The following is a 12,050-nucleotide window of genomic DNA, read 5'->3' as shown; positions in this document are numbered from 1 at the left end:
CTGAACGCCCGCCTCCCTTTTCTTCAGGCGACGCTGAGCGTCAGCGCGCCGTCGCCCTCGTCGACATGGACTGTCTGCCCGTCCTTTACGTCGCCGCGCAGGATCAGGTCGGCGAGCGGGTCCTGAAGATAGCGCTGCACCGCGCGCTTCAATGGCCGCGCGCCATAGACGGGGTCGTAGCCGACCCGCCCGAGCCACGCCCGCGCCGCGTCGGTCAGGTCGATGCCGATCTTGCGATCCGCCAGCAGCTTCGCCACGCGCGCCACCTGGATGTCGACGATCGGCGCCATGTGCTCCGCGCCCAGCCGGTGGAACAGGATAATCTCGTCCAGCCGGTTGAGGAATTCGGGCCGGAAGTGGCTGCGCACCACCTCCATCACTTGCGGCTCGACGCTCTCGACGCGCTCACCATCCCCCAGCGCGGTCAGATACTGGCTGCCGAGGTTCGAGGTAAGGATGACGATCGTGTTCGAGAAGTCGACCGTGCGCCCCTGCCCATCGGTCAGGCGCCCGTCGTCGAGCAGCTGCAGGAGGACGTTGAACACGTCTCCATGCGCCTTCTCGACCTCGTCGAACAGGACGACCTGATAGGGGCGGCGGCGGACGGCTTCGGTGAGCACGCCGCCCTCCTCGTACCCGACATAGCCCGGCGGCGCACCGATCAACCGGGCCACGGCGTGCTTCTCCATGAACTCGCTCATGTCGATGCGGACCATCGCGTTCGGATCGTCGAACAGGAACTCGGCGAGTGCCTTGGTCAGCTCGGTCTTGCCGACGCCCGTAGGCCCCAGGAACAGGAAGCTGCCCAGCGGCCGGTTCGGATCCTGCAAGCCGGCGCGTGAACGCCGCACCGCGGTCGCGACGGCACGCACGGCAACGGCCTGCCCGATCACCCGGCGGCCGAGCTGGGCCTCCATCTCAAGAAGCTTCTCGCGCTCGCCGGTCAGCATCCGCTCGACCGGGATGCCGGTCCAGCGGCCAACCACGCCGGCAATGTCGTCGGCGGTCACCTCCTCGCGGAGCATCGCCCCTTCGGTCGCGCTCTCGGCCTCGGTCATCCGCTTCTCGAGCGCGGGGATGGTGCCGTAGGAAAGCTCGGCCATTTTGGCGAGGTCGCCCTCACGCTGCGCCTGTTCGAGCGCCGTGCGCGCGGCATCAAGCTCGCCCTTCAGCGACGTCGCCGACTGGAGCTTGATCTTCTCGGCCTGCCACCGCTCCGTGAGCGCGGCCGACTGTGCCTCGAGATCGTCGAGTTCGGCGTTCAGCCGCTCCAGCCGGTCGCGCGAGCCCGCATCGCTTTCCTTGCGGAGAGCCTCCGCCTCGATCTTGAGCTGGATGATGCGCCGGTCGAGATTCTCGATCTCCTCGGGCTTCGACTCCACCTCCATCCGCAGGCGGCTCGCCGCCTCGTCCATCAGGTCGATCGCCTTGTCGGGCAGAAAGCGATCGGTGATGTAGCGATTGCTGAGCGTCGAGGCAGCGACGATGGCGCCGTCGGTGATCCGGACGCCGTGATGCAGCTCGTATTTTTCCTTGAGGCCGCGCAGGATCGAGATCGTGTCCTCGACCGTCGGCTCGCCGACGAAGACGGGCTGGAACCGCCGCTGGAGCGCCGGGTCCTTCTCGACATATTTGCGATATTCGTCGAGCGTCGTCGCGCCGATGCAGTGAAGCTCGCCGCGGGCAAGCGCGGGCTTCAGGAGGTTGCCCGCATCCATCGCGCCTTCCGACTTGCCCGCACCGATCAGCGTGTGCATCTCGTCGATGAAGAGGATGATGTCGCCCTCGCCGGCCTTCACCTCGTCGAGCACGCCTTTCAGCCGCTCCTCGAACTCGCCGCGATATTTCGCGCCGGCGATGAGCGAGCCCATGTCGAGCGCCATCAGCGTGCGGTCCTTGAGCGTGTCGGGTACGTCGCCGTTTGCAATGCGCAGCGCCAGCCCCTCGGCGATCGCGGTCTTGCCGACGCCGGGCTCACCGATGAGGACGGGGTTGTTCTTGGTGCGGCGGGCAAGGATCTGGACGGTGCGGCGGATCTCCTCGTCGCGGCCGATCACGGGATCGAGCTTGCCGTCCTTCGCCGCTTGGGTAAGGTCGCGCGCGAACTTCTTGAGCGCGTCATAGCGGTCCTCCGCCCCCGCGGTGTCCGCAGTCCTCCCGCCGCGCAGCTGGTTGATAGCGCCATTGAGGGCCTCGGCAGTCACCCCCGCCGCCGCCAGCGCACGCCCCGCGGCGGTGTTGCGCGCAAGCACCAGTGCCAGCAGCAGTCGCTCGACGGTGACGAAGCTGTCGCCAGCCTTTTGCGCCACCTGCTCGGCTTGGTCGAGCACGCGGACGGCGTCGTTGTCGAGGCCCGGCGTCGATTGTGCACCCGACCCGCTGACGCTCGGCACCTTGGCAAGCGCGGCGTCGGTTTCGGCCAATGCGCGGCGCGCATCGCCGCCCGCCGCGCCGATCAGGCCAGAGGCCATGCCTTGCTCGTCCTCAAGCAGCGCCTTGAGCAGATGCTCGGGCGCGATCCGCTGGTGGCTGTTGCGGATCGCCACGGTCTGCGCCGATTGTAGGAAGCCCTTCGCGCGGTCGGTGAATTTCTCGAGGTTCATGCCATCCCCTGCCATATGATGCGCCGCGAGATAGTGTTGCAAACAGGCAACACAAGGGCCGTCATAATCAGAATCCGTTTCGTCATCGCAACGTCATCACTCGGGCACCGCACCGACACGCAGCCGCGCTAGCCGCCCGGATCGAGCCGACCGCCCTTGTAGCGCGCGGCCGAGGGGAAACCATCATGAAGCTTTGCGCCGCCCTGCTCGCCGGCACCGCCCTTGCGCTGCCCGCTGCCGCCTTTGCCGAAGACCGCGTGCCCGCCGAACAGCCGGCGGTCGACAGCACCCCTGCCGCCGAGCCCGAGGACGACATCATCATCATCGGCCGGGGCGAGACGCGACAGGTGCAGGAGTTGTCCGAGCGCGACTTCGCGCTGCTGACGCCGGGCACCAGCCCCTTGAAGGCGATCGAGAAGCTGCCGGGCGTCAATTTCCAGGCGGCCGATCCCTTTGGTGCCTATGAATGGTCGCAGCGCGTCTCGATCCGTGGGTTCAACCAGAACCAGATCGGCTTCACGCTCGACGGCATTCCGCTGGGCGACGGCAGCTATGGCAACACCAACGGCCTGCACATCAGCCGCGCGATCTCGTCGGAGAATATTGGCGTGACGCAGGTATCGCAGGGCGCGGGATCGATCGGGACGCAGGCGACCAACAACCTGGGCGGCACGATCGAATTCTTCTCGCGCGATCCCTCCGACACGCCGCTCGTCACCGCCAACGGCACCTATGGCAGCGAGAACACGGTGCGCGGGTTCTTCCGGTTCGACACCGGGATGCTGGGCGACAACGGGCCGCGCGCCTATTTCTCCTATGGCTATCTCGACATGGACAAGTGGAAGGGCGTTGGCTCGCAGCGCCAGCACCAGGCCAATTTCAAGGCGGTGGCGCCGCTCACCCCGGCGGTCGAGCTCTATGGCACCTTCAACTTCTCCGACCGGCGCGAGAACGACTATCAGGACCTGTCGCTCGGCATGATCGACCGGCTGGGCTATGACTGGGACAATGTGTCGGGCGACTATCCGCTCGCGATCCGGCTGGCCGATATCGGCGCCAATCGCGGCGACACCGGCGCGCCGCGCTTCAACCCCGGTGCGGGGACGACCTATCCCGCGCCGATCGCCTCGGTCGACGACGCCTATTTCAACGCCGCGGGGCTGCGCACCGACTATCTCGCTGCAATGGGCGTGCGCAGCACCACCAACGCACCGGTGCGCTTCAACCTTAGCGCCTATTACCACAATAATCGCGGCCAGGGCATCTGGTACACGCCCTATGTCTTCTCGGCGCCGACGGGCGTGCCGATCTCAATCCGCACGACCGAATACGACATCAAGCGTAAGGGCGCGTTCGGGTCGGTCACCGGCAATCTGGGCTTCAACGAATTGACGGTGGGCGGCTGGTACGAGCTGAACGACTTCCGCCAGGCGCGCCGCTTCTATGCGCTCGGCAGTCGGCTGTTCCCCACGCGCGACAGCCTCGATTTCCAGGCGCTTCCCTTCGCGACGCAGTGGGACTTCGACTATCAGACCGAGACGGTGCAATATTATGTGCGCGACAAGATCACGCTCGGCGCGCTGACCATCAATCTGGGCTGGAAGGGGTTCGAGGTCACCAACGAGGCCGACCCCATCATCGGCGGCGGCCTCGCCTCGGGCACGATCAAGGTACGCGACTGGTTCCAGCCGCATGCGGGCGTCGCCTTCCAGCTGACCGACGATGCGGAGCTGTTCGGCGGCTTCACCCAGGTCAAGCGCGCCTTTACCTCGTCGGCCACCACCGGCCCGTTCGCAACGACGCAGGCCGGCTTCGACAATCTGGGCGGCCTGCGGCCCGAGGAATCGGACACCTATGAGGTCGGTGGACGGCTTCGTGGTCGCGGCTTCAACCTCAGCCTGGCGGGCTATCTGGTCGATTTCCGCAACAGACTGATCGCGCAGTCGGTGGGCGCGGGCATCCAGGGCAATCCGGCGATCCTCCAGAATGTCGGTTCGGTCCGCTCGCTGGGGTTCGAGGCGGCGGCCGAGGTCCGGCTGCCGATGGGCTTCGGCGCCTTCGCCTCGTACAGCTATACCGACTCCACCTATCAGGACGACGTGTTCGACCGCGCGGGCACGCTGATCGCGCGAACCGCCGACAAGCAGGTGGTCGACACGCCCAAGCACCTCGTCAAGGGTGAGGTCACCTATGACGGCGAGCTGTTCTTCGGCAGGCTCGGCGCCAATTATATGTCGCGGCGCTATTTCACGTACGAGAACGACCAGTTCGTCGATGGCCGCGTGCTGGTCGATGCGTCGATCGGCGTGCGTATCCGACTGGAGGGCGACCGTGGCTTCGAGATCCAGGGCAATGCGACCAACCTGTTCGACGAGGAATATGTCGCGACGATCGGCTCGAACGGCTTTGGCAATCGCGGCGACAACCAGACGCTGCTGGCGGGTGCGCCGCAGCAGGTCTTCGTGACGCTGAAGACAGGGTTCTGACGGTTCGGCCCCGCTTGCGCGGGGCCGGTCTCTTTCCCGGCACCCCGGACCTGATCCGGGGTCGCGCTTCTAGTGCCTTACTTCGCCGGCGCCGCCTCGCCCGCGGGCCGGTCGGCCTTTGGCGCATCGGCCGCGAACAGCTGTCCGAAGCTCGAATCCTTGTACCAGCGCGGCGCCTCGGGCGCGTCGGCTAGGGCGCGGGCGATGTTGTAGTTCACCCTCGCGAACTTGGCCCCGGCGGTCCAGTCGAAGGGCAGCGTCACCTGGTCGCTCGGCTTGTGGTAATGGGTGGCGAGAAAGTCCTTGAACGCCTTTTCCCCGCCATTGGCGAAGCCGGTGACGAGGAACACCGACGGCACCCCTTCGGTCACGAAGCGATAGTGGTCGGAGCGGGTGAACAGCCCCTCCTCCGGCATAGGATCGGGGGACAGCTTGATCCCCATGTCGCCCGCCGCCTTGGCAACGATCGGTCCCATCGTCGAATGTTCGGCGCCGAACGCCACCACATCGGTGAAGTCGTAGAGCAGCACCGGCATGTCGAGGTTGACGACGCTCGTCACCTTCGCGCCCGGCAGTGGGTGCTTGGCGAGATATTGCGAGCCGAGCAGCCCGTCCTCCTCCGCCGTCACCGCGGCGAAGATGACCGTGCGCTTGGGCTTGGGGTTGCTCTTCGTAAAGGCGCGCGCCGCCTCAAGCATCGTCGCGATACCGGCGGCATTGTCCATCGCACCGTTGAAGATCTTGTCCTCGCCCTTCACGTTCGGATCGACGCCGACATGGTCGAGATGCGCCATCAGGAGCACCGCCTCGCCCTTCAGCGTCGGATCGCTGCCGGGGATCATCGCCACGACGTTGGGGCTGGTGAAGCGCTCGGCGGCGGAAGTCGCGTTGAACCTCACCTGCGGCTTCAGCGCGAAAGGCTTTACCTCCGCGCCCTTGTCGATCGCCGCCAGCACCTGCGCATAGCTTTGCGGGGCGCCCGCAAACAGTGCCTCGGCCGCCGCGCCGCGAACGAGGCCTGATGCCTTGACCCCTGCGGCGGTGCGATAGGGGTCGCCCGTCTCGGTCGCCCAGCTCATATAGGGCTCGTCGCCGTGGTCGGCGATCTCCTTCCAGGGAAAGCGCTTCGCCGTCTCGCTGTCGAGCACGGTGATGACACCGATCGCCCCATGCTCCTCGGCGATCTTGGCCTTGCGGTTGTTGATCGCCGCGGCGACGTCGCTCGGCAGGTTCTTCGGCACGCCATAGAAGAGGACGACGGTCTTCCCCTTGACGTCGATGCCGGCATAGTCGTCGAGCCCGCGCGCCTTGTCGACGACGCCGCGCCCGACGAACACCGCTTCGGTCTCGAGCGCCTGCGCGCCGGTGCCGTAGAGCGTTGCCATCGCATCGCCCTTGTGCGCGAACGTCCTGCCGCCGATCGTCAGGCCGCGCGGCGCCTTGGTGTCGGCGGTCACGGTGACGAAGGGCACCTGCTGATACCACTCACCGTTGTTGGCGGGCGTCAGGCCAAGCGCGGCGAAGCGGTCGGCGACGTACTTCGCCGCCGCGTCGTAACCCGGCTTGCCCGCATCACGCCCCTGCCGCGCATCGTCCGCCAGCCAGGTCACGTCGGCCTTCACCCGATCGGCCGAGAAGTCGGCAGCGGTCTGCGCGAAGGCCGAGGTCGAAAGCAACGCGGCCGCGATCGTCGCGGCGAAGGTCGTGCGCATGTGTCGTGAAGTCCCGAGAAGAAGTGTCGTCGGTAACAAGGTGTAGCAGCGGTGCAAATCACCGCAAGGGTCGGTCAGTCGCCGCGCACCGCGTTCCAGTTGAACAGGAAGTTGCGGTGCTCGGCCCAGGTCTGCCCCTCGACGCGGTCGCCGCGCAGGCACGCGGCGGTGTGATAAGGCCCCTTGCCGTCGCTCGTCCTGAAGCTGACACAGGTCCGCCCGCGATCAGTCTTCCACTTTCCCGCCTGTATCTCGCTGTCGTAGAAGCTGCCGGTCACCCCGCCATCGGGTGCGAGGGTCAATTCCATCGTCTTGGTGTAGGGCGTGCCCGGCTCGCTCGACAAATCGACGGTCCAGCGTCCCGCGAGCGGGTTGGACACCTGTGCCGCCGCCGGCATGCCGATCAACGCCAGTGCCAACACCATCCGCATCGCTCACCTCCCACGCTCGAGGCGAAGCTAGCGTATCATCGGGTCAGAGCAACAGCCAGTCCGCCGCGTCGCGCCCCACGGCGCCGCCGCCCCGCCGCCGGGCAAGCTCGGTCTGGGCAGTGAACCGCACATCCTCGTCGCGGTCAGTCAGGAACTTCGCCAGCGATTCATTGTCGATCTCGCGCCATTCCTTGCCGCGATCGGGGCCGTAGCGGACGCGCGGCAAGAGGCCCGGCTCGTTCGACCACTGGACGAGCTGCGCAACACTCGCCTCGTTGAGCATGTCGCGCAGGTGATGCGCGGTGACATAGCTGTCGGGGAAGGCGCGATGGGCGGGCAGGCCGCGTTCGTGGATCAGGCCATGGGGCTTGCGCCAGTAACGCAGCGACTGGTTCGAGAAGCTCGGCGAGTCGGGCCAGAGCCTGAGCGCGCATTTCCACGTGCAGATCCAGTCGGCACCGCGCGTCAGTGCGGAGGTGCAGAATTGCTGCTCGAAGCTTGCCCGGTGCGCGGCCAGCGCCACGCGGCGCGGCCAGGGGTCGAGGATTGGGCGGGCGACGTCGTGGAACCAGGGGGCGTCCGCCACCTGCTCTTCGAGGATGTGGTGGACCGCCTGGGTGATCGGAGGGATCGGGCGACCGGGATTGACAAAGCGGGCGCCGCCCTCGCCCATCAGCTCCCAGCGCCCGTCCTCGCCAAGCGCCACGTCCTGCCAGCCGATCTCGACCACCGCATGGGCGGGCGGGGCGTTGCCGGTGGTTTCGAGGTCGATGACGCGAACGATGCTGGGCTGCGGCTTGGGAGGCATGATCGCCTATGTGGCGATTTCAGCCGCGAATTGCGAGGATGATAGCTGAAACCTGCTCCCGCGAAAGCGAAAGCCCAGAGCCACGAACGAAGCGCTTGCGGCCCGGGGCGCCCGCCTGCGCGGGAGCACGAGATCGTCAGTGGCCCGCCTGCGGCCCGCGCTCCAGCCCGCTCGCCGCCAGCTGCGCGTCGATCATGCCCATCAGCCGGTCGAGACCCGCCTCGTCCTTCGCCTCGGCGCGGGCGACCAGCACGTCCTGCGTGTTCGACGCACGCAGCAGCCACCAGCCGTCGGGGGTGTTGACGCGGGCACCGTCGGTGTCGTTGACCTCGGCCCCCTCGGCCTTCAGCCGCTCGAGCACCTCGGTGATGACCGCGAACTTGCGGCTCTCGTCCACCTGGAAGCGCATCTCCGGCGTGTTGACCATCGCCGGCATTTCGCTGCGCAGGTCGGTGATCGACTTGCCGATGACGTGCGCCGAACGGATCAGCTGGATCGCGGCATAGAGCGCGTCGTCAAACCCGTAATAGTTGTGCGCGAAGAAGATGTGCCCCGACATTTCGCCCGCGAGCGGCGAGCCGGTTTCCTTCATCTTGGTCTTGATGAGGCTGTGGCCGGTCTTCCACATCAGCGGATGACCGCCCAGCTCGGCAATGCGGTCGTACAGCGCCTGGCTGGCCTTCACATCGGCGATGATCGTGGCGCCCGGTACCTCGCGCAGCACAGGCTCGGCCAGAATGGACAGAAGCTGATCGCCCCAGATCACGCGGCCCTGGCCGTCGATCGCGCCGATCCGGTCGCCGTCGCCGTCGAAGGCCAGTCCGAAATCGAGCTGCTTCTCCGCGACGAGGCGCTTCAGATCGACGAGGTTCTTCTCCTCGGTGGGATCGGGATGATGGTTGGGAAAATTGCCGTCCACATCGGTGTAGAGCGTATGATGCTCACCCGGAATCAGCTTCACCAGCTTCTCGATGATCGGGCCGGCCGCGCCGTTCCCTGCGTCCCAGCCGACGCGATAGGTCCCGCCCGAATAGCCGGCCATCAGCCGGCCGACATAATCCTCGACGATGTCGTGATCGCTGGCCGTGCCCTCGCCTTCCTCCCAGTCGCCTGTCGCCGCCAGATTGCCGATGTCCTGAATGTCGGCGCCGAAAAAGGGCTTGTGCTGAAGCACCATCTTGAAGCCGTTGTAATCGGCGGGATTGTGGCTGCCGGTTATCTGGATGCCGCCATCCACCTCTAGCGTTGCCTCGGCATAATAGAGCATCGGCGTCGGCCCCAGGCCGATGCGCACCACATCGACGCCGGAGGCCGTAAGCCCCTTCACCAGCGCCGCCTCCATCTCGACCGAGCTCATCCGCCCGTCGCGCCCGACCACCACGCGGGTGCCGCCCGCACGGCGCACGCGCGTGGCGAAGCCGCGGCCGATCGCCTCGGCGTCGGCAGGGTGCAGGGTCTTTCCGACGATCCCGCGGATGTCATATTCACGTAGCGAAGTCGGATCGAAAGCGTGCGTCATGGTTCCCCCAAGGATTCAGGCGTAGCGCCGATAATTCCCCTACGATGCGAAAGTTGCATTCTTTCGCACCTGCAACAACAATCGTTCAGCGTGCACGCAGCAGCACGTCGCGCGCGGCATTGATCCGCCGTGTGAGATCGGCCGAGCCGCCCTTGTCGGGATGGACCGCGCTCACCAACCGGCGGTGCGCGGCGCGGATCGCCTCCGCATCGGCGCGGGCATCGACGCCCAGCACCGCGCGCGCCTCGTCCTCGGACAGGCTGATGCGCGGCCGCTTGGCGCGATTGAGCAACCACCAGATCGCCGCCATCAGCGCGAGCGCGAAAAGGACCTTGCCCATCAGGCGGGGATCGGCAGCGCCGCCGCGTCGGGCAGCGCCAGCCCCGCCATCATCTCGCGCAGTTCCTGCCGCGCGGCGACGTGGCTCAACGCCATCTCGCCGAACTCGCGCGAATCGAGCATCGTCAGGCCCTGCGGGAACAGCTCGCGATAGATGACGCGCTCGGACAGCCCGGGCACGACGCGGAAGCCCACGCGGCGCGACAGCTGCTGGATCGCGTCGGACACGCGGCGCATGTTGCGCGCCTCGATATGCTGGAGGCGGTTGCGAAGCACCACCCAGTCGATTGTCGCACCGTCCGCGCGCGCGCGCTTCTTGCGCGATTCCCAGATGAGCTCCGAATAGAAGCTCGGCCGCGTCACCTTGAAATCGTCGGGATCGACCTGCCCGATCAGGTCGAAATCGACGAAACTGTCGTTCATGGGGGTGACGAGCGTGTCGGCGTTGGTGACGGCGATGCGGGCAAAGGGATCATCGCGGCCGGGCGTGTCGATGACGAGGAAGTCGGCGCCGATGCTCAGCTCGCCGAGCAGTTCGTTGAAGCGGTCGTGGCTCTCGCCGTCATGCGTCGCGTGGCGCGGAATCGGCAGGTCGCGGCCGGTGCGCTTGATCGTCGCGGCCCGGTTGTCGAGATAGCGCCCGAGGGTCCGCTGGCGATGGTCGAGGTCCAGCGCGGCCACCCGCGCGCCCTTGGCCGCGAGCGCGATGGCGACGTGAACGGCGGTGGTCGACTTGCCCGTGCCGCCCTTTTCGTTCGCAAAGACAATGACGTGCAAACCGTCGGCGTGGCTGGCCAAGACGCAAACTTCCTTTGTTGATCGGCCACGCCCCCCCTCATAGAACGCGCGCCCCAAGGGTCATTATCGCAAGGGGCCGACCGTGAAAACCATTCGTGACAAGGCGGCGCTCACCGCGATTATCGACTCGTGGAAAGCGGCGGGCGATCGGATCGCGCTCGTTCCCACGATGGGCGCATTGCACGCCGGCCACATGGCGCTGGTGACCGAGGCGCGCCGCCGCGCCGCCCGAGTCGCAGTGTCGATCTTCGTCAATCCGATGCAGTTCGGGGTGGGCGAGGACCTTGACCGCTATCCGCGACGCGAACAGGCCGATGCGCGCATGCTGGCCGAGGCGGGGGTCGATCTCCTGTGGTTGCCGCCCGTTGAGGCGATGTATCCGGCGGGCTTTGCGACCACGGTATCGGTGACGGGAGTCAGCGACGGCCTCGACGGTGCGGCGCGACCGGGGCATTTCGACGGCGTCGCCACCGTCGTCGCAAAGCTCTTCAACCAACTTCGCGCCGACATCGCGCTGTTCGGCGAAAAGGATTTCCAGCAGCTCGCGGTCATCCGCCGAATGGCCGCCGACCTCGATATGGCCATCGAGATCGTCGGGGTGCCGACGCAGCGCGACGATGACGGGCTCGCCCTCTCCTCGCGCAACCTTTATCTTGCCCCCGAGGAGCGCGCCGCGGCGACGGCGCTGCCGCGGGCGCTCGGCGTCGCGGCCCAGGTCATCGAGCGGGGCGGCGATCCGGTAGCGGCGGTTGCCCAAACGCGCGAGGCGCTGTCGGCCGCGGGTTTCGCGGTCGACTACGTCGCGCTGGTTGATGCCGAAACGCTGTCCGAGGCCGTCGAGACAGGCCGCCCGATGCGTCTGCTCGCAGCCGCTAGGCTGGGTGCCACCCGCCTGATCGACAATGTCGAGGTTCAGGTCCGCCAAGGTTAACCGCGTTAACCATTTATTGGCGATTCACCATCCATCCTCAAGCCGCCCGAAAAGGGGGCAAAAGGGGTGAATGCGACATGGGCAACAGTCTCAAGAGCGCGCAGTTCCTGATCGAGAGCAGGCTGCGCGAAGCCGCGTGCGGCGATGCCGACGCGCTCTACGATCTCGGCATGGTCTATGCGAGCGGCGCACAGGGCACCGTCGTCGATCTGATCGAGGCGCACAAATGGTTCAACCTTGCCGCCATGTCGGGCAGCAGCGCTGCCCAGGCGTGCCGCGCCGAAGTGGCCGAGGACATGAGCGCGGCCGAAATCGCCGCCGCGCAGAAGGCCGCGCGCGCCTGGCTCCAGACCGGCCGCGCCAACTAACCGTTTCGACACGTATCCCGGCATCGACCGGATTGCAGCGGCGCGCCTACAGGCG

The 12,050-nt window shown here is 66.8% G+C and carries 10 protein-coding genes; 3 read left to right on the top strand and 7 right to left on the bottom strand.

The features are described from left to right. Positions 1-23 precede the first annotated feature (23 nt). Positions 24-2,603 carry an ATP-dependent chaperone ClpB gene (clpB, locus tag COC42_RS13920; RefSeq protein ID WP_096344214.1) on the bottom strand — a complete coding sequence of 860 codons (2,580 nt, stop codon included), beginning with the start codon at positions 2,601-2,603 and terminating at the stop codon, positions 24-26. A gap of 185 nt (positions 2,604-2,788) precedes the next feature. Here clpB and COC42_RS13915 point away from each other — a divergent pair, with 185 nt between their 5' ends. Next, on the top strand, positions 2,789-5,089 hold the full coding sequence (locus COC42_RS13915; protein WP_096343886.1) for a TonB-dependent receptor: 2,301 nt from the start codon (positions 2,789-2,791) through the stop codon (positions 5,087-5,089). Between the two features lie 77 nt (positions 5,090-5,166). Here the strand turns inward: COC42_RS13915 and COC42_RS13910 are convergent, their stop codons facing one another. The 6 genes from COC42_RS13910 to COC42_RS13885 form a co-directional block, all read right to left on the bottom strand. Continuing rightward, entirely contained in the window at positions 5,167-6,801 is a 1,635-nt protein-coding gene (locus COC42_RS13910; RefSeq protein ID WP_096343885.1) for a M20/M25/M40 family metallo-hydrolase, read from the bottom strand. A gap of 74 nt (positions 6,802-6,875) precedes the next feature. Further along, entirely contained in the window at positions 6,876-7,232 is a 357-nt protein-coding gene (locus COC42_RS13905) for a hypothetical protein (RefSeq protein ID WP_096343884.1), read from the bottom strand. A gap of 43 nt (positions 7,233-7,275) precedes the next feature. Next, complete coding sequence (locus tag COC42_RS13900) at positions 7,276-8,040, bottom strand: exonuclease domain-containing protein (protein WP_096343883.1); 765 nt, start codon at positions 8,038-8,040, stop codon at positions 7,276-7,278. 136 nt (positions 8,041-8,176) lie between these two features. Then, positions 8,177-9,559 (bottom strand): phosphoglucomutase/phosphomannomutase PgmG, encoded by a 1,383-nt coding sequence (gene pgmG / locus COC42_RS13895; protein ID WP_096343882.1) that lies wholly within the window; start codon positions 9,557-9,559, stop codon positions 8,177-8,179. Positions 9,560-9,644: 85 nt separating this feature from the next. Then, complete coding sequence (locus COC42_RS13890; protein ID WP_096343881.1) at positions 9,645-9,899, bottom strand: J domain-containing protein; 255 nt, start codon at positions 9,897-9,899, stop codon at positions 9,645-9,647. Then, positions 9,899-10,696 carry a division plane positioning ATPase MipZ gene (locus COC42_RS13885; RefSeq protein WP_096343880.1) on the bottom strand — a complete coding sequence of 266 codons (798 nt, stop codon included), beginning with the start codon at positions 10,694-10,696 and terminating at the stop codon, positions 9,899-9,901. Before COC42_RS13885 ends, COC42_RS13890 begins: the two co-directional genes overlap by 1 nt. Positions 10,697-10,778: 82 nt before the next feature. Between COC42_RS13885 and panC the strand changes: the two genes are divergently transcribed. Both panC and COC42_RS13875 read left to right on the top strand, forming a co-directional pair. Continuing rightward, a complete protein-coding gene (gene panC, locus COC42_RS13880; RefSeq protein WP_096343879.1) occupies positions 10,779-11,627 on the top strand; it encodes a pantoate--beta-alanine ligase in 849 nt (282 codons plus the stop codon). A 77-nt stretch (positions 11,628-11,704) separates the two neighbouring features. Beyond that, positions 11,705-11,995 (top strand): SEL1-like repeat protein, encoded by a 291-nt coding sequence (locus COC42_RS13875; RefSeq protein ID WP_096343878.1) that lies wholly within the window; start codon positions 11,705-11,707, stop codon positions 11,993-11,995. Positions 11,996-12,050: the final 55 nt, after the last annotated feature.

The organism is Sphingomonas spermidinifaciens, from assembly GCF_002351485.1.
Lineage (GTDB): Bacteria > Pseudomonadota > Alphaproteobacteria > Sphingomonadales > Sphingomonadaceae > Sphingomonas > Sphingomonas spermidinifaciens.
The sequence above is the reverse complement of the archived record's forward strand: the minus strand, read 5'-3'. Positions and strand labels throughout refer to the sequence as shown.